24 protein-coding genes, 1 tRNA gene and 1 other annotated feature are annotated in these 26,407 nt (G+C 39.8%); of the genes, 13 read left to right on the plus strand and 12 right to left on the minus strand.

Features of this window, described 5'->3' with window-relative positions; translation table 11 throughout:
- Positions 1-138: 138 nt before the first annotated feature.
- Positions 139-864 carry a carboxy-S-adenosyl-L-methionine synthase CmoA gene (gene cmoA / locus HMPREF2732_RS04545; protein WP_070591502.1) on the plus strand — a complete coding sequence of 242 codons (726 nt, stop codon included), beginning with the start codon at positions 139-141 and terminating at the stop codon, positions 862-864.
- A 73-nt stretch (positions 865-937) separates the two neighbouring features.
- Here cmoA and pgtP read toward each other — a convergent pair whose 3' ends face one another.
- Positions 938-2,266, minus strand: a complete 1,329-nt coding sequence (gene pgtP, locus HMPREF2732_RS04550; protein ID WP_005634143.1) for a phosphoglycerate transporter protein PgtP — start codon at positions 2,264-2,266, stop codon at positions 938-940.
- A 234-nt stretch (positions 2,267-2,500) separates the two neighbouring features.
- Here pgtP and gloA point away from each other — a divergent pair, with 234 nt between their 5' ends.
- The 4 genes from gloA to priC all read left to right on the plus strand — a co-directional run bounded on the left by gloA (position 2,501) and on the right by priC (position 5,929).
- The gene (gene gloA / locus HMPREF2732_RS04555) at positions 2,501-2,908 is read left to right on the plus strand and encodes a lactoylglutathione lyase (RefSeq protein ID WP_070591505.1); all 408 of its coding nucleotides are present in this window, start codon (positions 2,501-2,503) and stop codon (positions 2,906-2,908) included.
- Between the two features lie 10 nt (positions 2,909-2,918).
- Complete coding sequence (rnt, locus tag HMPREF2732_RS04560) at positions 2,919-3,608, plus strand: ribonuclease T (protein WP_070591510.1); 690 nt, start codon at positions 2,919-2,921, stop codon at positions 3,606-3,608.
- Positions 3,609-3,724: 116 nt separating this feature from the next.
- Positions 3,725-3,852, plus strand: a sequence feature (His leader region).
- Positions 3,853-3,955: 103 nt separating this feature from the next.
- Positions 3,956-5,308 (plus strand): Na+/H+ antiporter family protein, encoded by a 1,353-nt coding sequence (locus HMPREF2732_RS04565; RefSeq protein WP_070591512.1) that lies wholly within the window; start codon positions 3,956-3,958, stop codon positions 5,306-5,308.
- A 39-nt stretch (positions 5,309-5,347) separates the two neighbouring features.
- Positions 5,348-5,929: a primosomal replication protein PriC gene (gene priC, locus HMPREF2732_RS04570; protein WP_049369170.1), complete on the plus strand. Its 582-nt coding sequence runs from the start codon at positions 5,348-5,350 to the stop codon at positions 5,927-5,929.
- A 68-nt stretch (positions 5,930-5,997) separates the two neighbouring features.
- Here the strand turns inward: priC and HMPREF2732_RS04575 are convergent.
- Both HMPREF2732_RS04575 and rne read right to left on the minus strand, forming a co-directional pair.
- A tRNA-Ser gene (locus HMPREF2732_RS04575) sits at positions 5,998-6,087 on the minus strand.
- A gap of 155 nt (positions 6,088-6,242) precedes the next feature.
- A complete protein-coding gene (gene rne / locus HMPREF2732_RS04580; RefSeq protein WP_070591514.1) occupies positions 6,243-9,056 on the minus strand; it encodes a ribonuclease E in 2,814 nt (937 codons plus the stop codon).
- A gap of 427 nt (positions 9,057-9,483) precedes the next feature.
- On the opposite strand from rne, the gene rluC reads away from it, so the two are divergent.
- The 3 genes from rluC to hflX all read left to right on the plus strand — a co-directional run bounded on the left by rluC (position 9,484) and on the right by hflX (position 12,200).
- Positions 9,484-10,464 (plus strand): 23S rRNA pseudouridine(955/2504/2580) synthase RluC, encoded by a 981-nt coding sequence (gene rluC, locus HMPREF2732_RS04585; RefSeq protein WP_070591517.1) that lies wholly within the window; start codon positions 9,484-9,486, stop codon positions 10,462-10,464.
- A gap of 86 nt (positions 10,465-10,550) precedes the next feature.
- Entirely contained in the window at positions 10,551-10,835 is a 285-nt protein-coding gene (gene hfq, locus HMPREF2732_RS04590; protein ID WP_049364479.1) for an RNA chaperone Hfq, read from the plus strand.
- A 9-nt stretch (positions 10,836-10,844) separates the two neighbouring features.
- Complete coding sequence (hflX, locus tag HMPREF2732_RS04595; RefSeq protein ID WP_070591520.1) at positions 10,845-12,200, plus strand: ribosome rescue GTPase HflX; 1,356 nt, start codon at positions 10,845-10,847, stop codon at positions 12,198-12,200.
- Here hflX and HMPREF2732_RS04600 read toward each other — a convergent pair.
- The 6 genes from HMPREF2732_RS04600 to mepM all read right to left on the minus strand — a co-directional run bounded on the left by HMPREF2732_RS04600 (position 12,190) and on the right by mepM (position 18,450).
- Positions 12,190-13,140, minus strand: coding sequence for a sigma 54-interacting transcriptional regulator (locus tag HMPREF2732_RS04600; protein ID WP_070591524.1), 951 nt, complete (start codon positions 13,138-13,140; stop codon positions 12,190-12,192). The genes hflX and HMPREF2732_RS04600 overlap by 11 nt on opposite strands.
- A gap of 120 nt (positions 13,141-13,260) precedes the next feature.
- Positions 13,261-14,169: a siderophore ABC transporter substrate-binding protein gene (locus HMPREF2732_RS04605; RefSeq protein WP_070583059.1), complete on the minus strand. Its 909-nt coding sequence runs from the start codon at positions 14,167-14,169 to the stop codon at positions 13,261-13,263.
- A 14-nt stretch (positions 14,170-14,183) separates the two neighbouring features.
- A complete protein-coding gene (locus HMPREF2732_RS04610; protein WP_070591526.1) occupies positions 14,184-14,945 on the minus strand; it encodes an iron ABC transporter ATP-binding protein in 762 nt (253 codons plus the stop codon).
- Complete coding sequence (locus HMPREF2732_RS04615; RefSeq protein WP_070591528.1) at positions 14,936-15,895, minus strand: iron chelate uptake ABC transporter family permease subunit; 960 nt, start codon at positions 15,893-15,895, stop codon at positions 14,936-14,938. The genes HMPREF2732_RS04610 and HMPREF2732_RS04615 overlap by 10 nt, the downstream gene beginning before the upstream one ends.
- The gene (locus HMPREF2732_RS04620) at positions 15,888-16,841 is read right to left on the minus strand and encodes an ABC transporter permease (protein ID WP_070591532.1); all 954 of its coding nucleotides are present in this window, start codon (positions 16,839-16,841) and stop codon (positions 15,888-15,890) included. Before HMPREF2732_RS04620 ends, HMPREF2732_RS04615 begins: the two co-directional genes overlap by 8 nt.
- A 133-nt stretch (positions 16,842-16,974) precedes the next feature.
- Complete coding sequence (gene mepM, locus HMPREF2732_RS04625) at positions 16,975-18,450, minus strand: murein DD-endopeptidase MepM (protein ID WP_070591538.1); 1,476 nt, start codon at positions 18,448-18,450, stop codon at positions 16,975-16,977.
- 179 nt (positions 18,451-18,629) lie between these two features.
- Between mepM and znuC the strand changes: the two genes are divergently transcribed.
- The 5 genes from znuC to tilS all read left to right on the plus strand — a co-directional run bounded on the left by znuC (position 18,630) and on the right by tilS (position 23,528).
- Positions 18,630-19,424 (plus strand): zinc ABC transporter ATP-binding protein ZnuC, encoded by a 795-nt coding sequence (znuC, locus tag HMPREF2732_RS04630; RefSeq protein WP_070591540.1) that lies wholly within the window; start codon positions 18,630-18,632, stop codon positions 19,422-19,424.
- 9 nt (positions 19,425-19,433) lie between these two features.
- Entirely contained in the window at positions 19,434-20,219 is a 786-nt protein-coding gene (gene znuB, locus HMPREF2732_RS04635; protein WP_054418308.1) for a zinc ABC transporter permease subunit ZnuB, read from the plus strand.
- An 87-nt stretch (positions 20,220-20,306) separates the two neighbouring features.
- Positions 20,307-21,254, plus strand: coding sequence for an acetyl-CoA carboxylase carboxyl transferase subunit alpha (gene accA / locus HMPREF2732_RS04640; RefSeq protein WP_049368033.1), 948 nt, complete (start codon positions 20,307-20,309; stop codon positions 21,252-21,254).
- Between the two features lie 115 nt (positions 21,255-21,369).
- The gene (pdxY, locus tag HMPREF2732_RS04645; RefSeq protein ID WP_049369150.1) at positions 21,370-22,236 is read left to right on the plus strand and encodes a pyridoxal kinase; all 867 of its coding nucleotides are present in this window, start codon (positions 21,370-21,372) and stop codon (positions 22,234-22,236) included.
- Positions 22,236-23,528, plus strand: coding sequence for a tRNA lysidine(34) synthetase TilS (gene tilS / locus HMPREF2732_RS04650; protein ID WP_070591543.1), 1,293 nt, complete (start codon positions 22,236-22,238; stop codon positions 23,526-23,528). The genes pdxY and tilS overlap by 1 nt, the downstream gene beginning before the upstream one ends.
- A 16-nt stretch (positions 23,529-23,544) precedes the next feature.
- Here tilS and mutH read toward each other — a convergent pair whose 3' ends face one another.
- The 3 genes from mutH to HMPREF2732_RS04665 form a co-directional block, all read right to left on the minus strand.
- Positions 23,545-24,216 carry a DNA mismatch repair endonuclease MutH gene (mutH, locus tag HMPREF2732_RS04655; protein WP_070591546.1) on the minus strand — a complete coding sequence of 224 codons (672 nt, stop codon included), beginning with the start codon at positions 24,214-24,216 and terminating at the stop codon, positions 23,545-23,547.
- Positions 24,213-24,752: a methylated-DNA--[protein]-cysteine S-methyltransferase gene (locus tag HMPREF2732_RS04660; RefSeq protein WP_070591550.1), complete on the minus strand. Its 540-nt coding sequence runs from the start codon at positions 24,750-24,752 to the stop codon at positions 24,213-24,215. Before HMPREF2732_RS04660 ends, mutH begins: the two co-directional genes overlap by 4 nt.
- 90 nt (positions 24,753-24,842) lie before the next feature.
- Positions 24,843-26,213 carry a porin gene (locus HMPREF2732_RS04665; RefSeq protein ID WP_070591553.1) on the minus strand — a complete coding sequence of 457 codons (1,371 nt, stop codon included), beginning with the start codon at positions 26,211-26,213 and terminating at the stop codon, positions 24,843-24,845.
- Between the last annotated feature and the right edge of the window lie 194 nt (positions 26,214-26,407).

Consider the following 26,407-nt stretch of genomic DNA (forward strand, 5'->3'; position numbering starts at 1 on the left):
ATTATACGGAAAAAGACATGCCTTTTAAATTGAAAAGCGAAATTTATTTGATCCTTTAAAAACTTTCACTAAAATGACCGCAGTTTTTTGCATTTTATCTAAATAAATGCCCTCTCAATACAACAACAGAATTCAATCATGATGAAAGATACAATTTTTGCCGCCCCGATCGAAAAACTGGGCGATTTTACTTTTGATGAAAGCGTGGCGGAAGTTTTCCCCGATATGATTCAACGCTCGATTCCTGGCTACTCCAACATTATCACGGCGATTGGTATGTTGGCTGAGCGTTTTGTGACTGCTGACAGCCAAGTCTATGACTTAGGCTGTTCACGCGGTGCGGCTGCCCTTTCTATGCGCCGTAATATTAAACAACCGAATGTGAAAATTATCGGTGTCGATAATTCTTTGCCGATGGTGGAACGCTGCCGTCAGCACGTTGCGGCTTATCATAGTGATGTACCCGTAGAAATTCTTTGCGATGATATTCGTCAAATTGAAATTAAGAACGCCTCAATGGTTGTACTCAACTTCACGTTGCAATTTTTACCACCAGAAGATCGTGTAGCCTTGCTCACCAAAATCTACCAAGGTTTAAACCCAAATGGTGTATTGGTGCTCTCTGAAAAATTCCGTTTTGAAGATGAAAAAGTGAATGAGTTGCTTATTGATCTCCACCACCAATTCAAACGTGCTAACGGTTACAGTGAGCTTGAAGTGAGCCAAAAACGCACCGCACTTGAAAATGTCATGCGTACTGACTCGATTAACATCCACAAAGAGCGGTTAAAAAACATCGGATTTTCACACATCGAATTATGGTTCCAATGCTTTAATTTTGGGTCAATGATTGCAGTGAAATAAACGGAGAAAAAATAAAGTGCGGTCAAAAACATCATGTTTTTTGACCGCACTTTTTATATGTAATTAACCTTAATTACGCCGCATTTGGCTTATGAAGTAAGGTAAAGGCAATAAAACCAAATCCTAAGAAGCAAGAAACGATCAAGGCATAAAAACCGCCGTCCCAGCCAAATAAGTCTACCAGTTTACCCATCACATAGCCTGCGCTCGCAGAACCTAATAAGTAACCGAATAACCCCGTTAAACCTGTCGCTGTACCTGTTGCAACACGTGGCACAAGGTCTGCTGCTTGAAGCCCGATCATCATTACAGGACCGTAAATTAAGAAACCAATAGCAACAAGACAAATATTATCTACGAGTGGATTTCCTTCCGGGTTTTTCCAATAAACGATAATCGCGATTAATACACCGGTTAGGAATAATAACATCGGTGGTGCACGATGGCCTTTAAAGACTTTATCACTTAAATAACCACTGGCAAGCATACCAAAGATACCAGCATATTCGTAAAGGAAATACGCCCAACTTTGTTTATCTACTGAGAAATGTTTCACTTCTTTTAGATACGTTGGTGCCCAGTCAATAATGCCGTAACGAATGAAATACACAAATACGTTCGCAAGTGCAATTGCCCATAAAAACTTATTATTAATGATGTATTTCATAAAAATATCTTTAGAAGAAAGCGTGTGAGCTGATTCAACTTTCTCTACGATTTTTTCACCTTTCCATTCATCTACCGGCGGTAATCCTTGAGACTCAGGTGTATCGCGCATTAAATAGAACATAATGAATGCTAATACAATGGCGATTAAGGCGGGTAAATAGAATAAAGATTGCCATACGCCGAAAATCGATAAACCGAGGAGCGCTAATGGGCCGATTAAACCACCACCTAAGTTATGTGATACGTTCCACCAGCTCCACCACACACCACGTTCAGAAACTGAGAACCAGTTGGTCATTGTTTTTGCACCTGGTGGGTATCCCATTCCTTGGAACCAGCCATTTAATGCGGCTAACACAATCATCAATGGAATAGAAGAAAGCACACCTGGTACTAAACCAAAAATTAAGCTGACTAATGCAGAACCTAATAAACCAATGGTAATAAAATATTTAGGATTACTACGATCAGAGATGTTTCCCATAATGAACTTACTAAAACCGTAAGCCAGTGACAAGGCTACCCCTACTGTACCTAAATCAGCTTTAGTAAAGCCATATTCATCAATAAGATAAGGAATGGCTAAAGAAAAGTTTTTGCGGATAAGATAATAAGCCGCATACCCGATAAATACTCCAGCAAACACCTGCCAACGTAATTTTTTATACTCAGCATCTGTTCTAGAACTTTCAATTCTTGGTGCTGGAGGAGATGCTTTTAAAAATGAAAACATCTTAGTTCTCCTATAATAATTTACAACTTGTCATATCGTTGCAATAGCTAGGCTACCGCAACGAAAAACAGATTACCAAAGCCTAAATGAAACTGAGCTCTGACCACTCCAAATGACGAGTTTATTTACATCATTTAAACCGCTCCAATTTCTGGGATAAATTACGTTCTAAGTCTATTTAAAAATTTCTATGCTATAATCCCCCAACACCCAAATAGAAAAGAGGAAAACAAGATGCAAATTTTACACACAATGCTTCGAGTAGGTGATTTAGACCGCTCTATTAAATTTTATCAAGATGTTTTAGGTATGCGTTTATTACGCACAAGTGAAAACCCTGAGTATAAATATTCACTTGCCTTTTTAGGTTATGAGGATGGCGAGAGCGCAACTGAAATTGAATTAACATACAACTGGGGCGTGACTGAATATGATCTTGGTAATGCTTATGGCCATATTGCTATTGGCGTAGATGATATTTACGCGACTTGTGAAGCAGTACGTGCAAGTGGTGGTAAAGTGACTCGCGAAGCTGGTCCTGTTAAAGGTGGCACAACTGTGATTGCATTTGTTGAAGATCCAGATGGTTATAAGATCGAATTTATCGAAAACAAAAGTGCAAAATCAGCTTTAGGGAATTAAGGAATACATTGTGTCAGATACACCTAAAATTCCTTATCACTACCAATTAAAAAATCGCTTCCGCGGCTACTTCCCTGTCATCATTGATGTGGAAACAGCAGGGTTTGATGCAAAAAAAGATGCACTTTTAGAACTTGCAGCTATCACCTTAAAAATGGATGAGGATGGCAATTTACAACCTGATCAAAAATGCCATTTTCATATTGAACCATTTGAGGGGGCGAATATTAATCCTGAATCGCTCAAATTTAATGGGATTGATATTCATAATCCATTGCGTGGTGCCGTATCTGAATTAGATGCGATCACGGGATTGTTCCAAATGGTGCGTCGTGGACAAAAAGACGCAGAATGTCAGCGTTCTATCATCGTGGCACATAATGCGGCTTTTGACCAAAGCTTTGTGATGGCGGCGGCTGAACGCACAGGTGTAAAACGCAATCCATTCCACCCTTTTGGGATGTTTGATACGGCAACGCTTGCCGGTTTTATGTTTGGGCAAACAGTACTCGTCAAAGCGTGCCAAGCGGCAAAAATTCCTTTTGATGGCAAACAAGCACACTCTGCGCTATATGATACTGAACGTACCGCAGAATTATTTTGCTATATGGTGAATCATTTAAAAGATCTCGGTGGATTCCCGCATATTGCTCAAACAGATGAAGCGGAAAAAACAGATGAAAATCAGACCGCACTTTAATTTTTAAAATTTTTTAGAAAAAAACTTGCAATCATTTCCGGTTTACCGTATTTTGTAAAGTAATTCAATTTAGTTATCTAAATAAGAGAGTTTCCAATGAACTTTATCCTTCGTCACCATCATCGCCATTCAACTGAATAATCTTTCAGGCTGTTGGCGTGCTTGGAAGATTTCTTCCGAGCTGACAAGATAAAGATCAAAAAAATCTTACCCCTCGGAAGGCAACTTTCGAGGGGTTTTGTTTTATTATCAATTTACAGGAGTTTATTACTATGCGACATTTAACCTTAAATCAATTTTCTTTTATGCGACCTTTTTATTTTAATTAATCAATAAGGAACAACAATATGCTATCTAATCCCGTTGTTATTTCAATTGTCGTGCTACTGGCGTTAAGCCTACTGCGCGTGAACGTGGTTATCGCACTTGTGATTTCGGCCCTTACAGCTGGTTTATGCGGAGACTTAGGTTTAAGCAAAACCATTGAAGCCTTTACAGGTGGTTTAGGTGGTGGTGCTGAAGTTGCCATGAACTATGCGATGCTCGGTGCATTTGCCATTGCGATTTCAAAATCTGGCATCACTGATTTGCTTGCTTATAAAATTATTACTCGAATGAACAAAACACCAACCGGCAAAAATTTAGCTTGGTTTAAATATATGCTACTTGGTATTTTGCTTTTATTCTCAATTTCATCCCAAAACTTGCTCCCAGTACACATTGCGTTTATTCCGATTGTGGTACCGCCTTTACTTTCTATTTTTAACCGTTTAAAAATCGATCGTCGTGCAGTGGCTTGTATTATTACCTTTGGTTTAACCGCAACCTATATGATCTTGCCGGTTGGCTTCGGGAAAATCTTTATCGAAAGCGTTTTAGTAAAAAATATCAATCTGGCTGGTGCTCCACTCGGTTTACAAACCAGTGTTGGTGAAGTTTCTTTTGCTATGCTTATCCCTGTTATTGGTATGATTCTTGGTTTACTCACTGCCGTATTTGTTACCTATCGCAAACCGCGCGAGTATGTTGTGACAACGGCAGAACCCACTACAGCTGAAATTGAACAACACATTGCGAATATTAAACCTATTCAAATTACCGCAAGTGCGGTCGCCATTGTCGCCACTTTTGCCACCCAGCTTTTCACAAGCTCTACAATTATTGGTGGTTTAGTCGGTTTAATCATTTTCGGGGCATTCGGTATCTTCAAACTCAAAGAAAGTAACGACATTTTCCAACAAGGTTTACGCTTAATGGCAATGATTGGCTTCGTTATGATTGCTGCCTCTGGTTTCGCGAATGTGATTAATACCACAAGTGGCGTGAAAGAATTAGTTGATGCACTTTCAACCGGTGCGATTCAAAGTAAAGGCGTTGCCGCATTCTTAATGTTACTCGTTGGGTTATTGATTACCATGGGTATTGGTTCTTCTTTCTCAACTGTACCAATTATTACCTCAATTTATGTACCACTCTGTCTCTCTTTTGGTTTCTCACCACTTGCGACAGTAGCTATCGTAGGTGTAGCAGCAGCATTAGGGGATGCGGGTTCACCGGCTTCTGACTCAACACTTGGGCCGACATCCGGTTTAAATATAGATGGTAAACACGACCACATTTGGGATTCTGTTGTGCCAACCTTTATTCACTACAATATCCCACTATTAGCGTTCGGTTGGATTGCAGCCATGACCCTTTAATCGTTATAATCCCTGCATACATTATGCGGGGATTTTTTTATGTCTATTCAATCATTACTCAATGCGCTCGAGCAAAAAGTACAGCAACTGACTCAAGCCTATCAAACTGACTCTGATAAAAAAATCAACGCGAAATTTAACCGCACTTTATTTACCGAAGATTTTGAAACCGTCGGTTTTTATCTCAAAGAAATCCAACAAAGCTTAACTAAGCTATGTAAAATTACTCATCAAAATGAAGAACAAATTGTATTTATGGCAGAACATCTTTTAGGGCAATGTACCGCCTTGACCGAAGCCATGAATCGCAAGCATAAAAAGCCCATTCAGCCGAAAATAGCAGAGCCACAAGTTGCAAGTAGTAAATCACAACATAGCATTCATCGTCTCCCTCCTAGAGAGCGTCTAGAAAAGTATTATGAAGCCTTGCAGCAACTCACGGAAAAATACGAAGAAGCTAAAGCACAAGCGGATACGGCACAAACAGATATTCAACGAGATATGCATAAGCAAACTGCGGCAATTTATTTAACGCGCCGTCAAAAATGTTTAGAGGCGATTGAGACCTTAGAAGAATACCTTGCCTTTAAAGAAGCCCAAGAAAGTGCGGTCAAAAAATAAGATATTTTTTAATAGACTGAAAAGCAAAAATCCCTAAATCTTTCGACTTAGGGATTTTTTGAATTTGATGGCGGAGGAAGTGAGATTCGAACTCACGGAGGGCGTAAACCCTCGCCGGTTTTCAAGACCGGTGCCTTCAACCACTCGACCATTCCTCCGTGATTTAAGCGAGGTGAATAATACGTTTTTTCCCCCATCCCGTCAAGCAAGAAAATAAAAAAATTATCTGACTGACTACTTTTAAATCACTATGTTTTAAAAATACACAAAATAAAAAACGGAACCTACTGGCTCCGTCTTTATGATTAAGATATTACTCTGATTTCGCTTGTGTCGCTTCAGAATAAATATGACTAATTGCACTATGATGGCCTGCGGCGCCTTTACCGTTAAAGTAATAGCGAGACTCCGTCCATTCTACAATTGGGAATGGTTTAGACTCTTCATCTGGTGCTTTAGCTAATGTCATCGCTGCTTTAGTGTGTTGTACCGCTGAAATGGTACCTGCACGACCAGTGAACACATAAGAGCGAACAAACTCTGTTTTCTCTTGTGGTTCAACTTCTGTCGTTGCAACTTTAGCAACAGGTTCTGATTTATGATGCAAGCGTTCTAATGATTCTTGCACTTTCTGTTGAACAGCTTCATTTGCCGGTTGAGTAATGAAATCTAACGCTGGTTGTGCTTCAACTGATTTCTCTTCCACGACAATACCTGTTGCTGGCGTAATCACACCTTTTTTCGTTTTTTCTTGCTCAAGCAATTCATCCACCGATAAGAAATTATTTTCTTTCGGTGCATTCACAGCAGAATAATCGATGCATACTTTACCGCTTGCTAATTCAGGCGAAGCAACTGCCGCAAATAATGGCATTGGTGACTTCACTTCATTACGACGACGGCGTTGATTATTCGATGTACGTAAATGACGTGGAGTACGACGCTGACGTTCTTGACGTGGTTTATCTTCAGCATTATCAGCAACATTGTTTTCAACTACTTCATTTTGAACAGTCTCAACAACGGGTACTTCAACCGCTTCAATAACATTCTCGTTTACATCAGTTGAATTGTCATCAATACGAACACGTTTACGTAAATCACGACGTTGACGACGCTCTGCTACCGGTTTCTCTGCTTTTTCTTCTTGACGATTATCATCAGAAACATTAGCAAAATTAACCGCACTTTCAGATGTCACTTCTTCATTCGCGTTACGACGATTGCGACGATTATTTACACGCTCGCGAGTTGGACGCACATTTTCTTCATCTGTATTTTTCGCATTATCGTTGTTTTCATTATTGCGAGAACGGCGATTATTACGACGATCTTGATTGCGGCGATTATTACGGTTGTTGTTACGATTGTTGCGGTTATTTTGATTTTTCTCTTCTTCTTTTGGTTCAGAAGCAAATAAACCTTTAATTGCGGCAACAATTTTCGCAAACAATGATGGTTCTTCCGATTTACGCTCAACCGGTGCTGGTGCAGCCGTTGGAATCGATAAAGATACTGCCGCACTTTCCATCACTTGCTCAGATGTCACTGCTGCCGTTTCGATATTGCGAGAAACTAGAGACTCTTCTGGTACGAATGCATCGTCTTGTGCTTCATGGAATTTTGCTAAGTTGTAGCTTAATTCGTTCAGCTCTTCACCTTCACGTACGCGGAACACGCTGAAGTGCGGGGTTTCCATCGCTTCATTTGGCACCACGATAATCTCTACATCATGGCGTTTTTCGATGCTGCTTACTGCTTTACGTTTTTCGTTAAGTAAGTAAGACGCAATTTGTACCGGCACGATAGTGTGTACTTGTTTGGTATTTTCTTTTAACGCTTCTTCTTCGATTAAACGTAAGATTGAAAGTGATAAGCTTTCGTTATCACGTACTTTACCCGTACCTTGACAGCGTGGGCAAACATGGTGAGAAGACTCACCTAATGATGGGCTTAAACGCTGACGTGACATTTCCAACAAGCCGAAGCGAGAAATACGGCTGATTTGAATACGCGCACGGTCTTGACGCACGGCATCACGGATACGGTTTTCTACCTCACGTTGGTGACGAACTGGTGTCATATCGATAAAATCGATAACCACTAACCCACCTAAGTCACGTAAACGTAATTGACGAGCAATCTCATCTGCCGCTTCAAGGTTCGTATTTAATGCCGTTTCTTCAATATCACCACCACGAGTTGAACGCGCTGAGTTGATATCGATAGCTGTTAACGCTTCTGTCACATCGATCACAATCGAACCACCAGAAGGTAAACGTACTTCACGTTGGAAGGCGGATTCGATTTGAGATTCAATTTGATAGTGGCTAAATAGCGGCACTTCGCCTTGATACAGTTTCACACGATTGATGAAATCAGGACGGACAAGTTTGATGTGTGCTTTCGCTTTTTCAAATACTTTCGGGCTATCAATTAAGATCTCACCGATATCACGACGCAAGTAATCACGGATCGCACGAACGATCACATCACTTTCTTGATGAATTAAAAATGGTGCTGGACGGCTTTGTGAAGCTTGTTTAATTGCTTCCCAATGATGTAAAAGTACTTTTAAGTCCCATTGTAATTCTTCTGGTGATTTACCCACACCCGCTGTACGTACGATAAGACCAACGCCTTCCGGTACATCTAAAGAACTCAATGCTTCTTTTAATTCGATACGTTCATCGCCTTCAATACGGCGAGAAATACCACCTGCACGCGGATTGTTTGGCATAATCACCAAATAACTACCGGCAAGGGAAACAAAAGTGGTTAAGGCCGCGCCTTTATTGCCGCGTTCTTCCTTGTTCACCTGAACGATCACTTCTTGACCTTCGGTCAAAATATCACGGATATTTGGACGACCTTGGAACACATAATCAGCAGGGAAATACTCGCGGGCAATTTCTTTTAAAGGAAGGAAGCCATGGCGCTCCGCACCATAATCCACAAAGGCTGCTTCTAAACTCGGCTCTACGCGAGTGATTTTCCCTTTGTAAATATTGGCTTTTTTCTGTTCATGACCCGGACTTTCAATATCCAAGTCGAATAAACGCTGGCCATCGACCAACGCAACGCGCAACTCTTCTTTTTGAGTCGCATTGATTAACATTCTTTTCATTGTCAATTTCTCGTTTTGAATTATCTAAAATACCTTGAAAATTAACCGCACTTTACAGATTTACTGACCTTAGCCATCGACCTCGTGTTTCTCGCGAACAGTCAATCTCACGACTGTGTGTTGCTGGGTGCATTGATAGCATACTCAATTGTTATCTAAGACAATTTTCGTAAAACAATGCGGTGTGTTAATTACGCATTGCAAGGAAGCGTTAACCTTCATGAAAAATATGTTGATTATCAATGTCTTATGCCATTCGCCGCATTGAGTTTTGACCAACATACAAAATCGCTTTCTAAATGCCAAATTTTAGGCGCAGAAAGACGCTCTATTATCCACATTCAGGGCTAAATTAGCAAGGCATTCTTGCTATTATCACCAGGGATATTGTGATATGATTCAGCCCAATTTTTAAAGGACAGATTCAATGACTGAAAAACAAGAAAAAATCATCAATCAATCCGTCAAAATGCTCACGATTTCTGAGGATGAAGCAGGACAACGCATTGATAATTATTTATTGGCAAAATTAAAAGGTGTGCCAAAAAGCTTGATTTATCGCATTCTGCGTAAAGGTGAAGTACGTGTGAACAAAGGGCGAACCAAACCTGAATATAAATTACAAAATGGTGATGTGGTGCGTGTACCACCAGTTCGTGTTTCTGAAAAAAATACTGCACCAATTTCTAAAAACTTAAATAAAGTCGCCTCCCTTGAAAGCCATATTCTTTTTGAAGATGATTGTTTATTAGTATTGAACAAACCTTCTGGCATTGCGGTTCATGGCGGGAGTGGTCTGAATTTTGGTGTGATTGAAGCCTTACGCGCATTACGTCCTGAAGCCCGTTTTTTAGAATTGGTTCATCGCTTAGACAGAGATACATCGGGTATCTTATTAGTGGCAAAAAAACGCTCTGCCTTACGCAACTTACATGAACAACTTCGTGTTAAAACCGTACAAAAAGATTATCTCGCACTCGTACGTGGACAATGGCAATCTCATGTGAAAGTTGTGCAAGCGCCTTTATTAAAAAATGAACTGGCCAGTGGTGAACGCATCGTTAAAGTCAGTGAACAAGGCAAACCTTCTGAAACGCGATTTGCCATTGAAGAACGCTATCAAAATGCGACCTTAGTAAAAGCGTCGCCTGTAACGGGAAGAACCCATCAGATCCGAGTTCATACTCAATATGCAGGTCACCCAATCGCGCTGGATGATAAATACGGTGATAAAGAATTTGATAAATATATGCAAGATCTCGGACTCAATCGTTTGTTTTTACATGCATTTTCTATTCGCTTTGAACACCCTAAAACGGGCGAAACATTACGTTTCAATGCACAACTAGATGAAAAAATGAAAACAATTCTGAAAAAACTGCGTGAAAGCAAAGAGATAAACCCATAGACAAGAAAAATGTTTATTGCTATATTTGGTGACGGAGACAACTCGTTTCTATCATTAATTAACATATAACAACAAAGGATAGCAAAATGGCAAAAGGACAATCATTACAAGATCCTTATTTGAATGCGTTACGCCGTGAACGTATTCCTGTTTCGATTTATCTCGTTAATGGGATTAAATTACAGGGTCAAATCGAATCATTCGACCAATTCGTGATTTTATTAAAAAACACTGTTAATCAAATGGTGTACAAACACGCTATTTCAACTGTGGTTCCAGCACGTTCTGTTTCTCACCACAATAATAACGGCGGTCATCATGCAGCACAAACTTCTGACGCTGCAGCGGAAGTAGAAACACAAGCAGAATAATTCTGTTCAATGAATGATTTCATCAATTTAAGTGCGGTTGAAAATTCACCAGAAATTTCAACCGCACTTTCGTCATCTAAAACAGGCGACAATAGCCAATCGGCGAAAGATAAAGCTGTCGTCGTGCATGTTTTCTTTTCTCAAAATAAAAACATTGAAGATCTACAAGAATTCCAACTTTTAGCGGAATCTGCCAATGTTGAGATTTTACAAATCATCACCACAAGCCGTGCCACGCCACAAGCAAAATACTTTATCGGTGAGGGAAAAGCACAAGAAATTGCAGATGCCGTGAAAGACTTAGATGCCGATGTTGTTTTGGTGAATCACCAATTAACGCCCGCTCAAACTCGTAATTTAGAAAGTATCTGCCAATGTCGTGTAGTGGATCGCACTGGAGTGATTTTAGATATCTTTGCCCAACGAGCCCGCTCGCACGAAGGGAAATTGCAAGTTGAATTAGCTCAACTTAAGCATTTATCGACTCGATTAGTCCGCCGAAAAACAGGCTTAGATCAGCAAAAAGGTGCGGTTGGATTGCGTGGTCCAGGCGAAACGCAATTAGAAACGGATCGCCGTTTAATCAAGGTGCGTATTGCGCAGTTGCAAAATCGTTTGGCGAAAGTCGAAAAACAACGCAATCAAAATCGCCAAACACGACAAAAAGCGGATATTCCGACCATTTCCTTAGTAGGCTACACCAATGCGGGGAAATCAACACTCTTCAATTTCATCACGCAAGCCAATGTCTATGCGGCAGATCAGCTTTTTGCCACCCTCGATCCCACATTAAGACGTTTGCAAATTCAAGATGTTGGCACAGCGATTCTCGCCGATACCGTTGGTTTCGTTCGCCAACTTCCCCATGATTTAGTTTCCGCTTTTAAATCTACCTTGCAAGAAACGGTAGAAGCCAGTTTGTTATTGCATGTCATTGATGCAGCAGACGCTCGAAAGATCGAAAATATTGAAGCCGTGAATTTAGTGTTGGAAGAAATTAAGGCTGACAAAGTACCAGTATTGCTGGTATATAACAAAATCGATTTATTGGAAAATGTGGCACCCCATATTGAATATGATGATGAGAATAAGCCCGTTGCCGTTTATCTTTCAGCACATTCAGGTGAAGGATTAGAGCTGCTACTTGAAGCCATTAAAGTGCGGTTGAAAAATGAGATACTTTCTTTCACCCTTACACTGCTCCCACAAGAGGGAAAAATTCGCCACGCGCTCTATCAATTAAATAGCATTCGTCACGAACAAATTTCAGATGAGGGTGAATTTATCCTCAATGTACAAATTGATAAAGTCAAATGGCTCAAACTTTGTAAACAATTCCCTAAACTGTCAGAAATTATTTACTAATACCGTATTGTTTTAATTTATTGGCAATCGCCGTGTGTGATACACCTAATCGTTGTGCCAATTTACGCGTACTTGGATACTGGGCATAAAATGCACGCAATACACTCGCCTCATATTGTCCCATGATCTCATCCAGCGTTTGCTCACCAAAATCCTCCGCAGAAATGACCGCACTTTGTACGGGTTTTAAATTTAAACTTTCAATATCAAGCTGGTTATTTTTCGCTAAGGAACAGGCGCGATACAAGACATTGTAAAGCTCTCGCACATTACCTTGCCAAGTCTGCCCTTTTAAATAATTCAGAAAATCAGCATTATATTGCGGCATTGAAATCTTAAGCTGAGCACTTATTTCTTGTAAAAAACCGTCCGTTAAAGGTTGAATATCCTCCACTCGCTCACGCAAAGGCGGCACATTTAGCGCTAAAACATTTAAGCGATGGAATAAATCACTGCGTAATTTCCCTTGCTCTAACAGTTTTTCCATAGGTTCTTGTGAAGTACAAATCACTCGAACATTCGCATGATGTTCTTTTTCTTCACCCACTCGACGGAAAGAACCATCCGTTAAAAAACGCAATAATTTTGCCTGTAAACTTAATGAAAGCTCAGCAATGCCATCCAGCAACACCGTGCCTTCGTTAGCATATTCAAAAAAACCAGTGGTTTCACTATCACCTACTTTACGCCCAAACATTTCACTTTCCGCATCTTCATCCGGCAAGCCGGCACAATTTACCGCAATGAATTTTTTCTCACGACGCAAGCTCGCAAAATGGCAAGCTTTTGCTAATAAGTCTTTACCCGTACCCGTTTCACCTTGAATTAAAAGCGGCACATCAAACATCGCAAAACGTTGTGCATTTTCGACCGTACTTTTCATGGAAAGGCTTTGAGTGACAAAGCAAGAGAAAGGATCTTGTGGATTAAATGTCAGCATAAAATAAGCTCAATTTTATTGAATGATGCCAATATGATAGGGAGTTTATTGATATGTGTAAAGATTAATTTACATATAAAAAGGGCAATCCTTGACTGCCCTTTTAGATGGTTTTTTGTATTATTTTTTCACTGCACGATCAAGTTCTTGTGCGATGATTTCCATGCTTTCTAAACCACCAAACGCAAGATACCAATTCGCTGCATCAAGATACACAATGTGTCCATCTTTATACGCTTTGGTTTGTTTGATGATATCGTTATCCAACACTTTTTGTGCATTGTTGGCTTTTTCTGTAATCGCCGCGGTACGATCCACGACAAGTAAAAAGTCTGGATTTTTTTCTAAGATATATTCAAAACCAACGCTTTGTCCATGCGTAGACGATTTGATGCTGTCATCAATCGGTTTAAAACCAAATTTTTGATACACCATACCATAACGAGAACCATCACCAAAGGCACTGATTTTACTTTCATTAACCAATACCAATAAGGCTGTTTTGCCTTTCGCATCTTTGGCGACTTGGTCAACCTTACTTTCTAATGCTGAAAGTTTTTCTTTCGCAACATTTTCTTTACCAAAGATCTGACCAAGTGCGGTCACATTTTGTTGAAAACTCGGGTAGTAATTGTTGTAATCATTTTCAACATTAAATACTGGTGCAATTTCTTTAAATTTGTCGATCATTTTTTCTTGACGTTTAGACGCGATGATCAAATCAGGATTGAGTTCATTAATTTGCTCCAATGATTGTTCTTTCAAATCACCGACATTCTTATATTTTTTGTCTGCAAATTCTGAAAGATAGCTTGGAATTTTTCCGCTTTGTGGGAAACCCACGATTTTATCTTGCACACCTAATGCACGAAGTGTGTCTGCTGCACCAAAATCAAGCACAATGACTCGCTGTGGATTTTGTGGCACAACCTGCTTTCCAGCGGCATTTTCAACGGTAATATCTGCTGCTTGAGCAACACCGACCAAAGCAAAAAGTGAAAGTGCTAATGTTGATAATGTTTTTTTCATGAAAATTTCCTTATTTATCTAAAATAAACGGCAATTTTATGGTCGTCGATATCCTGAATAGGTATCGCCATATCATAAATATCTTGTAGCACGGGCGATTGCATAATGTGGTTAACTTCCCCTTGATGCACTAATTTTCCATTTTTCATGGCGACAATGTAGTCTGAATAACAAGAGGCAAAATTAATATCGTGAATCACAATCACCACGGTTTTGTTGAGTTCTGTCGCTAATTTTCGCAAAACTTGCATGATCTGCACTGAATGTTTCATATCCAGATTATTTAATGGCTCATCCAACAAAATATAATCCGTATCTTGTGCAAGCGTCATCGCAATATAAGCGCGTTGTCGCTGCCCACCACTTAAGTTATCGATATATTGATGACGGATATCATCTAAATTCATATAGGCAATAGCATTATCAATAAAAGTGCGGTCAGTTTGGGTTAAGTTTCCTTTGCAATAAGGAAAACGCCCAAAAGCGACTAAATCTTCAATGGTTAGACGCAAATTAATGTTGTTAGTTTGCTTTAAAATCGCAAGTTGTTTCGCAATATCGCTACTTTTCTTACGATTGAGCAATTCACCGTTGAGATAGATCTCACCACTATCCGCATTCAACAAACGGCTCATAATAGACAGCACCGTACTCTTCCCCGCGCCATTCGGCCCGATAAAAGACGTAATTTTCCCCGTAGGAATGGTGACGGACACATTATCCACCACCTTTTTGCTTCCGTAACTTTTAGTAATATTGCGAATTTCTATTGCCATTTTTTGTTTGCTCTTAATAACAAATAAATAAAGTACACGCCACCGACAAAATTAACGATGATGCTTAATGTCGTGCGGAACGTAAAAATATGCGTCACCAATAATTGCCCTAAAACCAAGGTAATGATGGAAATTAACATCGCAGCAGGAATGAGTATCTTGTGACGATAATCACGAACAAATTCAAAGGTCACGTTCATCACTAATAACCCGAGGAACGTAAGTGGGCCAACAAGTGCGGTCGACACTGACGTTAAAATTGCCACCAGAATTAATAAGATTTTTAAGGTCTTTTGGTAATCGATACCTAGGTTAACGGCATTTTCTCGCCCTAACGCCAACACATCAAAGCAATGCCAATATCTCAGACTGAAAACAATGGTCGCGACTAAAATGGCTAATGCGACCCACAAGATTTGTGTATTAATTCGGTTGAAACTTGCAAAGCCAATATCTTGAGCGATTTGGAATTCATTTGGATCAATCAACACTTCCATAAATGTCGTTAAGCTACCAAAGAAGGTGCCGAAAATAATCCCGACAAGCAACAAAAAGAAAATATTTTGGTTCTCTTTCTTAAACAGGAAGTGATAAAGCACTAATGAAAATGCCATCATTAATCCCGTACACAAGACAAACAATGCAATCGAATTCATTGAAAGCAATGTGCTTGAACCGAAAAGAAAGATAATCGTCGTTTGAATCAGTAAATACAGCGAGTCCAAACCCAAAATACTCGGCGTGAGAATTCGGTTATTCACAACCGTTTGGAAAATCATCGTAGCGAGTGCAATTGCCGCGCCTGTAATCACAATCGCAATTAAGGATAAAGCACGATTTTCCAAGGCATATTGCCAACGGTTTGGTAAGTTGTAGCCTAAATAGAGTGCAAGAGAAACAATGGCTAACAACGACAATACAATCAGTTGAGAAGAAGATTTCTTAGCCATTTCTATACCGCTTTAATAATAAAAATAAGAAGATACCACTGCCAAATACGCCAACCACGGCATTAATGGAAATCTCATAAGGATAAATCACACTTCGACCTAAAATATCGCAGAATAAAACAAATACCGCACCTAACAAAGCGGTATGAGATAACACTTTCTTCAAGTTATCCCCTAAATAAAGCGTGACGATATTTGGAATAATTAGCCCCAAGAAAGGGATCACGCCAACAGACACGATAATAATCGAAGACACCACCGCCACAATGAGCAATCCGAGATAAAGTACTTGGTTGTAATTTAGACCCAGATTAACCGCAAAGTCTTTCCCCATCCCGACAATAGAAAAACGATGCGCAAATAAATAAGCCACGATGAGTGTAGGAATACTGAAATACAACAATTCATAACGACCAGACATCACAAGCGAAAAATCCCCTTGTAACCATCCCGATAAGTTTTGTAACAAGTCTTCTTTGTAAGCAATAAAGGCGGTAATCGAGCTAATAATATTACCAAACATAATCCCTACTAAAGGTACAAAAATGGTGTCCTTGAATTTCAAACGGGACAGAATCGTCATAAATAACAATGTACCAAGGAAAGAGACGATCACTGCAATTGCGGTTTTTAACAACATTGAGGCCGTTGGGAAAAACAGCATCGCCATTAAAATCCCTAATCGTGCGCTGTCCATTGTGCCCGCCGTGGTAGGAGAAACAAATCGGTTTCGACTGAGTTGCTGCATCACTAAGCCACAAATACTTAAGGATGCACCTGCAATCAAGATACTGATTAAGCGAGGCACGCGACTAATTAAAAAAATCTGCCATTGATTACCTTCAAAATTCAGTAACCCTTGCAAATTAACGGTACTTACCCCGAGAAAAAGTGAAACAAAGGAAAGCACGATCAAAAGAAAAATCAGATAACGTCTCTTAACCATAAAAATGAGAATAATTCTAAAATGCAAAGAGAATAGCATATTGAGGAAAAAGAGAAAAGATAAGTGCGGTTAGTTTTAAGTTAATTTTTTAGGCCTATAAAAAATGCGGTCAAATTTGACCGCATTTTATTCACTATAATTTTAATGTTCTTTCAACTTCTTTCGCTCGGACTAAGAATTGCTTACGCTCTGCTGTTGCCATTCCACTGCTGGTACCTGGTAATTTCACCGTAAGCGGGTTCACCGCTCGCTCATTGATATGAAACTCGTAGTGCAAGTGTGGACCGGTTGAAATACCCGTATTACCAGTTAATGCAATGCGCTCCCCTTTCTTCACTGTTTGGCCCGCACGCACTAAAGCACGACTTAAATGCATATACACCGTTTGATATTCACGACCATGGCGTATCACCACATAACGTCCTGCACCACCGGCTTGATAAGCCACTTTTTCCACCACACCTTCTGCTGGCGCAATAACTGGCGTACCTGGTGAAACAGCAAAGTCTACCCCTTTATGCGGACGAACACGTCCCGTTACCGGATGGCGGCGATTTGGGTTAAATGGTGACGAAATACGTGCTTGGCGTTGTAATGGATAACGCGCAAAACCTTTGCCAAGGGTTTCCCCTTGCTTATCGTAGTAGCGACCATTCGCCGCTTGAATACCATAATAGCTCTTACCATCTGCCATAATATGAATGGCTTCAACGTTACCTTGACCGGTTAATTTATCGCCTAAATATTCACGTGATACCAAAATCGCAAACTTAGTACCTTTACTGAGTTTTTGAAGACTTACTTGCCATTGTAATGCTGAGCTTAATTGGCTGATTTGACGACCATCTAGACCTAAATCACGCAAACTTGATGCAAAAGATCCGTTAATTGTTCCTTTTAACACCTCTTTCTTCCAGATACTTTTCTTCTCTAGAATTTGGCGTTTAAACTTACCGTCTTCCGTACGTTCATAAATACGTTCTTCTTTTTCAGACACCAACCAGTTTAAATACTCCAGCTGATCTTCTTTATCTAAAATCCAATAGAACTGCTGACCTGCGCGCAGCGTTTTTAATTCAGGATACGCAGCAATCAAATCTTTCGCCGTATCATCTTCTAAACCGGAAAGCTCTAGTACATCTTTTAATGAATCGCCACGTACTACGGTATGGCTAAATTGATCGGTGATACGTAATGCTTGATCGGCCACATCTAAAATACCGCTGAGTGCATCTTGAGCATCTTTTGGTAAATCATTGAGATCGTCAAATTGTGGTTTGATTTCATCGACTTCATCATCTTTGGCTTGAAGTTCATCATCATAAGAGGTTGCATCTTCTGTATTAGCATGTTGTTTTGCTTCAGGATGTTCGCCTTCTTGAGATTGAGGATTGCCCGATTCCGTTTTTTCAGGTGTAAGAGATTGATATTGAACGTTATCTACCATCTCTGGTTCAAGATTACTTTGCAGAGAAGGATCATAATCAGCGGTATCTTTAAAGGCGAGGAAAATGCCCGTTAAAATAAGCAAAAGTGCGGCAAAAAAAATCGCCGCTTTTATGCGGGATTTTCTTTTCCGTCGATCTCTGGCTAATTTAACGTGTTGCAAAATAGATACCTTTAAAATGAGTAAAAAAGATTTTCGTTTTTCAGACTACAAACTCTAGGAAAAATTCATTTTACCCTAAAAATGTGAAATCTTATGCCTAAATATTAGGCATAGTCGGAATTTCTTGAGAAAAAGGCGGAAATGAGCTATTTTAGTGAGCCATTTTTAAAGGGGGAATTATGCAGATTCGCGCCATTCAACCAGCCCAACCCACACCATTAATTACACTGAAAAATATCAATGTGGTCTTTGAACAAAAAACCGCATTGCGGGACATTAATCTCAGCATTTATCCCAATTCCATTATCACCATTGTAGGGCCAAATGGTGGGGGAAAATCAACCCTCTTAAAAACCTTATTAAAATTGCAAACGCCAACATCTGGTGAGGTGATTTATAGCGCTAATGTCAGAATTGGCTATGTCCCACAAAAAATTCACCTCGATCACAGCTTACCAATGACGGTTGAGCGTTTTCTGGCGCTCAAAAAAGGTGTTAAAACGCAAGAAATATCAACCGCACTTGAGCAACTCTCTATCACTCATTTGAGAAAAAATAATATGCAAAAACTCTCTGGTGGCGAGATGCAACGTGTATTATTGGCCCGTGCGATTTTAAATAAACCCAATTTACTGGTGCTAGATGAACCAACTCAAGGCGTGGATATTAATGGTCAAGCTGAACTTTATCAGCTGATTCATCGTACTCAACAAACCTTAAACTGTGCGGTTTTAATGGTTTCCCATGATTTGCATATCGTGATGGCGGACAGTAAAGAAGTGTTGTGCATCAATCAACACATTTGCTGTGCCGGCACACCAGAAAGCCTATCCAATGATCCCAAATTTATGCGTCTTTGGGGCAATCAAATCTCACAAAATATGGGCTTTTATACGCACCACCATAACCATCACCATAATATGCACGGTGATGTTTGTAGTTGCAGTGCCAATCCATCAGAATGCCAACAATAAGGAAAAATCATGTTTGAGATTTTATTTCCCGCCTTGCTTACGGGCTTACTGCTTTCCTTAATTACCGCACCACTCGGTGCTTTTGTGGTGTGGCGTAAAATGGCTTATTTTGGTGATACCCTTTCCCACTCAGCCTTACTCGGTGTGGCGTTAGGCATTTTCCTACAAATTAACCCTTATGTTGCCATTGTAATTTTGACGATTATTCTCGCCGTATTAATGGTATGGCTCGAAAGTAACACGCAATTTTCAGTGGATACCCTTTTAGGCATTATCGCGCACAGTTGTCTTTCACTTGGCGTGGTTACGGTTGGCTTACTTAAAAATGTCCGAGTCGATTTAATGAGTTATCTTTTTGGGGATTTACTCGCCATTAATTTTAACGATTTACCTTATATTGCTGCTGGCGTAATCATTGTATTAGGCACTCTACTTTACTTCTGGCAAGCCTTACTCTCCACCACAGTTTCGCCTGAATTAGCCCAAGTAGAAGGCATTAACATTAAAAAAATGCGATTTATTTTAATGATTTTGACCGCACTGACGATCGCATTAAGTATGAAGTTTGTAGGGGCCCTGATTATTACATCGCTCTTAATTATTCCAGCCGCAACAGCAAGACGTTTTGCCAAAACACCTGAACAAGTGGTGTTTATTGCGATTTTAATCAGTATGCTTTCCGTCGTTGGCGGGTTATTCCTTTCCGCCTTTTATGATACAGCTGCGGGGCCTTCTGTCGTGATTTGTTCCGCATTTTTGTTTTTGTTATCATTACTAAAAAAGGAATATTTATAATCCGCTCCAACCAGTGAAAACCATTTGCACCGCACCTTAAATCTTGATAAAGTGCGGGCAACTTTTGACGATATTTTAGGATAAGAAATGAGCCAAGAATATTTAGATTTTGAATTACCTATTGCTGAACTTGAAGCCAAAATTGAAGCACTACGTTCAGCATCTGATGACAAAATTGATTTACACGATGAAATTAAACGCTTACAAAAGAAAAGCGATGAATTAACCAAAAAAACCTTTGCAAATCTTGATGCATGGCAGGTTTCTCGTATGGCACGTCACCCAAATCGTCCATACACGCTTGATTATATCGAACATATTTTTACTGATTTCCAAGAACTTGCGGGCGATCGTGCCTTTGCCGATGATAAAGCAATCGTAGGTGGTCTTGCTCGTTTAGATGGTCGCGCGGTAATGATTATCGGTCACCAAAAAGGTCGTACAGTAAAAGATAAAGTAACACGTAACTTTGGTATGCCGGCACCTGAAGGCTATCGTAAAGCATTACGTTTAATGCAAATGGCTGAGCGTTTTAACTTACCTATTATTACCTTTATCGACACGCCAGGGGCTTACCCAGGTATCGGTGCAGAAGAGCGCGGTCAATCTGAGGCGATTGCTCGTAACTTACGTGAAATGTCTACCTTAAAAGTACCTGTTATCTGTACGGTAATCGGTGAAGGCGGTTCTGGTGGTGCATTAGCCATTGGTGTCGGCGACAAAGTAAATATGTTGCAATATTCAACTTATTCCGTTATTTCACCGGAAGGCTGTGCTTCTATCTTATGGAAAAGCGCAGAAAAAGCGTCAACCGCAGCCGAAGTCATGGGCTTAACCGCAACTCGTTTAAAAGAGTTAGGTTTAATTGATAATATCGTTCAAGAGCCATTAGGTGGTGCGCATCGTAATTATCATGAAATGGCACGTAATTTAAAACAATGCCTTGTTGAAGAACTAAACGAACTCGATACCTTCGACAAAGATGGCTTATTAGAAAGACGTTATGAACGTTTAATGTCTTACGGTTATTGTTAATAAAATAGAAAAAGAGCGGTTAGTTTAACCGCTCTTTTTTGTGTTTTGAAAAAAATGTTGCATGGATGCAAGAAACAGCATCAATGCCTAAAATAATATAAAAGGAGAACTCAAAATGAAAAACGTATTAGCAATCCAATCTCACGTAGTTTATGGTTTTGCCGGTAATAAATCCGCCACTTTTCCAATGCAGCTATTAGGCGTGGATGTATGGGCACTCAATACCGTGCAATTCTCTAACCATACTCAATATGGCAAATGGACGGGCATGGTGATTCCACAAGAGCAAATTGGTGAAATTGCTAACGGTTTAGATGCTATTGGAAAACTGCAAGAATGTGATGCGTTGCTTTCTGGCTATTTAGGTTCAGCTGAGCAAGTTGACCAAATTATCTATGCTTTAGAAAAAATCAAAGCACGTAACCCAAATGCACTTTACTTGTGCGATCCTGTTATGCCAAATGCCGAAAAAGTCTGCGTGGTGGCCGATGGTGTACGTGAACGCTTAATTGAAAAAGCGATTCCACGTGCGGACATCATGACACCAAATCTTTCAGAGCTTCGTACGCTTTCTGACTTCCCTATCAATACGTTTGACGATGTGCTGAAAGCCGCTAATGCATTAGTGGCTAAAGGTGTGAAGAAAGTGTTAGTTAAACACTTAGGTAAAGCTGGTAAATTAAATGATCCTGATACCTTTGAAATTATTATGGCGACACCTGAAGGTGTATGGCATTTAAGTCGTCCGCTTTATAAATTTAACTTTGAACCTGTTGGTGTGGGTGATTTAATTGCGGGAACTTTCTTGGCGCATTACTTAAACTGTGGCAATGATGTTGAAGCTTTTGAAAAAATGAATAATGCTGTTGCTGGCGTAATGAAAACTACCTTTGATTTAAAATCTTACGAACTCCAACCTATTGCTGCACGTTTTGAAATCTTAAATCCAAGCACAAACTACAAAGCTGTTAAAGTGGCCTAATGGATCTTTTTTCATTATTCCAAGCACAAATCCCAACCACCGCCAATAAGCTTCTCATTGCTTTTAGCGGTGGTTTGGATTCAACTGCACTGCTTTCTTTAGTTAAAAAACTCAGCGAAAAACGACTGCACTTAAGCCTGAGAGCTATTCATATCCATCACGGATTAAGCCCGAATGCGGATACTTGGACTACTCATTGCCAACAACTCTGTGAGCAATTTGCCATTCCACTTATTATTGAAAAAGTCAAAGTGGAAATGCACAATGGCATTGAAGCGGGCGCAAGAGAAGCCCGTTATCGGGCGATTTCAACACATATCCAGCCTGATGAATATCTGATTACTGCACATCATTTAAATGATCAAACTGAGACTTTTTTCCTGGCGCTAAAACGCGGAGCAGGATTACAAGGTTTAGGTGCTATGCAAAAAGAAAGCCAATTATTTGGGATGACTATTCTACGCCCACTCCTTTCTTTTAGCCGTAATGAATTAGAAGATTACGTTCAGCAAGAAAATCTGTCTTGGGTCGAAGACGAAAGCAATCAAGATAATCATTACGATCGCAATTTCTTACGTAACCAAATTTTGCCTGAAATACGCCAACGCTGGGGACATTTTGATCATGCAGTTCAGCGTGCCGCACAACATTGTTTTGAGCAACAACAACTCATTAATGAATTATTACAGACCTGCTTTGAGCAGCACATTCTTGAGGATCAAAAACAGTTTTCACTCGTAAATTTTCTAGAATATTCATTGCAAAAACAAACCGCACTTTTACGCATGTGGTTGGCTAAAAATCAGATTGCTATGCCTACGCAGGTTCAATTAATGCATATTATTGATGATGTTATTCAGGCTAAAGCAGATGCATCCCCACAATTTCAACTCGGGGAGCATATTATTCGCCGTTATCAGCAATGTCTCTATTTAACGAGAAAATTCGCTGATTTGTCGCAAACTTGTCTTGATATGCCGTTAAATCAACAGATTCTTTTGCCTGATAATCTTGGAAGAATTTATGCAATCAACAATGAGCAAGGCATTTTAGTGCATTGGAATGACAAACAAGTTCAACTTGCCAATACACAAGAGCCGATTCAAATACGATTTGCTTATACTGGCAAAGTGAAACGACAACATAATCGCCCTGCCGAAACCATGAAAAAAATTTGGCAAGAGCTCGGCGTTCCGCCTTGGCAACGAAATCGTATCCCACTCATTTTTTATGGTGAGACTTTACAAAGTGCGGTGGGTTTTTTCCGTGTTTTTCAAAACTTAGAGAAATAAAAAAATGGGTGATGATTCACCCATTTTTATGATTAAGAAAAGCGTTTAAAATGCCTGCCGTAAATTCTTTCCGTAAATAAAACCCCAGCGGTAAGGTATCAATCACTTCTCCATTTTTACCAATGCCTTTCGTAATGGCTTTGCTGTTTGCGCCTTTAGGGCGCAGTTGCATGACTTCACCAATACGCGCCGTAATCTGATCTAACTTCCCAAGCACAATATAATCCATCAACTCTTCCCAATCTTGGCGTAATTGATGTTCTTGTTCAGCCGAAGGTTGCCATAAGATAGGCTGACCAATATGTCGCTCACGCAAAGGGATATCTCGACTGCCTTCAATAGGAATCCACAAAACTTTCGATAATTTATGGCGAACGTGCGAATTTTCCCAATTCACGCCCGAGTTTTGAACCAAAGGCGCAAGGCTAACGAACGTGGTTTCCAACGGAAAACCTTCTGCATTAATGGGCAACGTTTTTAATTCAATGCCTAAATGGGAAAAGTCCTGCTCTGCTTTACTGCCGGCAGTCGTCCCCAATGCGGTTTCAAGCAACATTCCAACCCAACCTTTATCGCGTTTTAAATCAGGCGGAACGGGAATATTTAATTCATCTGCAAGTTCGCCAAAGGTTAACCCCGCAATAGATTGCGCTTTTTCTAATAAGGCTTGTTCGGTTTGTGGGATCATGCGTGGTATTTCTTCAATAATTTTGGTTTAACGTATTCTACGCCTTTGTCAATGTAAGGAATATTCTCTAATTTCAATAAAAAACGTTTTGCCGGCAATCCACCACCAAAACCGGTGATTTCACATTTTTTCCCTAATACACGATGACATGGAATGATAATACTAATGGGATTACTCCCTACTGCACCACCAACGGCACGCACCGCCTTGGGATTATTAATGCTTTCTGCTAGCCTGCCATAACTCGCCGTTTTACCATAAGGAATTTGACATAATGCTTTCCAAATCGCTTGTTGAAATGGGGTACCTTTAGGCGATAAAGGAATATCGGAGAAACTTTCTGGCTCGCCATTAAAATAACGCCTTAAAGAACACTGCACTTTTTCAAAAAGCGGTAAATCTTCTCGTAAAATCCAATTTGGATTGGGCGTGGTTTGTTCTAACTCACAATCTAAATTTGTAAGATGTTCACCATCAGAAAGCATTAATAACCGACCAATTGGTGAGTCCATATAAGCATAAAAAAGTGCGGTCATTTTTCTCCCGTTTTTTATGGGACCATATAAGAAAAAAGCACACCGAACATTCATTCGGTGTGCTACGTATTATGCTAAATTTTTAACAAATTAGAAACTGTAGTTTAAGTTTAAACCATAAAGGTTAGCACTTGCTTTAGAGGTATAATTCGCTGTTACTGTTGCTAAACCACCAATTGGTTGGCTTTCGGTGAAGTGAATTTTTTTACCACGTAAGTGCGCAAAGCCCGCATCAATAGAAAGATTCGGGGTAAATTTATAAGTTGCCCCTACGCTATACCACATACGATCTGTATCTGGAATAGATGCACTCACATGTTCTGTTGGTGCTGCCGCTTCATCATAAGCTATACCGGCACGAAGCGTTAATTTATCATTTACATTATAGGTTGTACCTAATGCATAACGAGAATTGCTACGGTATTTTTCATCTTTATGGAAAGCAAGTTCACCGTCATTAAAGGTGGCGTGTAACTCTTTGAAACGGCTCCAATGTGTAAATTTGTAGCTATAGTGCAATGCCAAATTATCTGTCACTTGGTGGAAACCTGATAATTCTAAATAATCTGGTAAGTGTAATGTTAATCCACCTGCAGCAGGGCCTTGACCACGAATAGTACGACTCGCACTCACAGCATTATCATCTTCAAAGTCAATATCGACTTTTGAATGATAGGCTAAACCAACACGGTTATTTTCGTTAAACTCGTACACTAAACCTGCATTCCAACCGAAACCCCATGCATTTTTATCTTGTAAGTGGGTTAGTACAGTTTCTTTATTCACTCCTTGTAAGCGAGCTAAAGATGCGGCAGCACTTTGAGGAATTTTTCCTGCTTTAACTAGTCCAGGAACTAATGGTGCAACATTTTTTAATGCATCACTTAAAATACCAGCACGACGTTCAATTTCTGCTTTGGCATAAACTGCATTTAACCCCACACCAGCAGTTAAACCTTGAGAAACACGATATGAACCGCTTAAATTTAAGTTAATCGCGCTTAAATCGGTTTTACCGCCGAATACACCTGCATTGTAATCTGATTCATATTCACTTTTTAATCCAAAATTCACATTCATACCACCACCAATGGCAAATTTGTCATTAATTGGTGCCACAAAATACATATTTGGAATCAATGAACCAGGAACAACACTATTATGAGCTGCAGAACCAACAGCAACGGTACGACCTAGTGCATTAACTGTAACTGGACCACTCATGTGAATTTTAGAATCCACATAAACGCCACCCACAGAGAATTGATTAGTTTTGAATAAACTCATTAATGCAGGGTTAGTTGTAACTACTGCAGCATTATCAACAATTGCTGCTTCACCGGCATAAGCACGACCAAGACCGGATGTAGAAACTTCTGCTAATTGGAATGCGGCTGCATTTGCACCGCTTGCTGCTAACAATGTGGTCATTGCTAATAGCGTTTTATTAAATTTTGTCATTTGGAACCTTTTGTTATTAATAATAATGAAAAAAATCCGCGAGATTCTAAAACTCCAATAAATGGAGTGCAAATTATTTTAGATTAATTTAAAAGTGTTCCGACCAGTGATAAATAAATGATATTTAAATTAAAAAAATGCGGTACTTTGGCAGAGCGTTTTAAAAATGCTAGAATAGAACCAATCTTAATTTT

The sequence above is a fragment of the Haemophilus sp. HMSC061E01 genome (assembly GCF_001810345.1).
Classification (GTDB): Bacteria; Pseudomonadota; Gammaproteobacteria; order Enterobacterales; family Pasteurellaceae; genus Haemophilus_D.

Bases quoted from the DNA above. Each gene is read 5' to 3' on its own strand.
- cmoA (WP_070591502.1), top strand. From the start codon at position 139: ATGATGAAAGATACAATTTTTGCCGCCCCGATCGAAAAACTGGGCGAT.
- pgtP (WP_005634143.1), bottom strand. From the start codon at position 2,266: ATGTTTTCATTTTTAAAAGCATCTCCTCCAGCACCAAGAATTGAAAGT.
- gloA (WP_070591505.1), top strand. From the start codon at position 2,501: ATGCAAATTTTACACACAATGCTTCGAGTAGGTGATTTAGACCGCTCT.
- HMPREF2732_RS04565 (WP_070591512.1), top strand. From the start codon at position 3,956: ATGCTATCTAATCCCGTTGTTATTTCAATTGTCGTGCTACTGGCGTTA.
- priC (WP_049369170.1), top strand. From the start codon at position 5,348: ATGTCTATTCAATCATTACTCAATGCGCTCGAGCAAAAAGTACAGCAA.
- rne (WP_070591514.1), bottom strand. From the start codon at position 9,056: ATGAAAAGAATGTTAATCAATGCGACTCAAAAAGAAGAGTTGCGCGTT.
- rluC (WP_070591517.1), top strand. From the start codon at position 9,484: ATGACTGAAAAACAAGAAAAAATCATCAATCAATCCGTCAAAATGCTC.
- hfq (WP_049364479.1), top strand. From the start codon at position 10,551: ATGGCAAAAGGACAATCATTACAAGATCCTTATTTGAATGCGTTACGC.
- hflX (WP_070591520.1), top strand. From the start codon at position 10,845: ATGAATGATTTCATCAATTTAAGTGCGGTTGAAAATTCACCAGAAATT.
- HMPREF2732_RS04600 (WP_070591524.1), bottom strand. From the start codon at position 13,140: ATGCTGACATTTAATCCACAAGATCCTTTCTCTTGCTTTGTCACTCAA.
- HMPREF2732_RS04605 (WP_070583059.1), bottom strand. From the start codon at position 14,169: ATGAAAAAAACATTATCAACATTAGCACTTTCACTTTTTGCTTTGGTC.
- HMPREF2732_RS04610 (WP_070591526.1), bottom strand. From the start codon at position 14,945: ATGGCAATAGAAATTCGCAATATTACTAAAAGTTACGGAAGCAAAAAG.
- HMPREF2732_RS04615 (WP_070591528.1), bottom strand. From the start codon at position 15,895: ATGGCTAAGAAATCTTCTTCTCAACTGATTGTATTGTCGTTGTTAGCC.
- HMPREF2732_RS04620 (WP_070591532.1), bottom strand. From the start codon at position 16,841: ATGGTTAAGAGACGTTATCTGATTTTTCTTTTGATCGTGCTTTCCTTT.
- znuC (WP_070591540.1), top strand. From the start codon at position 18,630: ATGCAGATTCGCGCCATTCAACCAGCCCAACCCACACCATTAATTACA.
- znuB (WP_054418308.1), top strand. From the start codon at position 19,434: ATGTTTGAGATTTTATTTCCCGCCTTGCTTACGGGCTTACTGCTTTCC.
- accA (WP_049368033.1), top strand. From the start codon at position 20,307: ATGAGCCAAGAATATTTAGATTTTGAATTACCTATTGCTGAACTTGAA.
- pdxY (WP_049369150.1), top strand. From the start codon at position 21,370: ATGAAAAACGTATTAGCAATCCAATCTCACGTAGTTTATGGTTTTGCC.
- tilS (WP_070591543.1), top strand. From the start codon at position 22,236: ATGGATCTTTTTTCATTATTCCAAGCACAAATCCCAACCACCGCCAAT.
- mutH (WP_070591546.1), bottom strand. From the start codon at position 24,216: ATGATCCCACAAACCGAACAAGCCTTATTAGAAAAAGCGCAATCTATT.
- HMPREF2732_RS04660 (WP_070591550.1), bottom strand. From the start codon at position 24,752: ATGACCGCACTTTTTTATGCTTATATGGACTCACCAATTGGTCGGTTA.
- HMPREF2732_RS04665 (WP_070591553.1), bottom strand. From the start codon at position 26,213: ATGACAAAATTTAATAAAACGCTATTAGCAATGACCACATTGTTAGCA.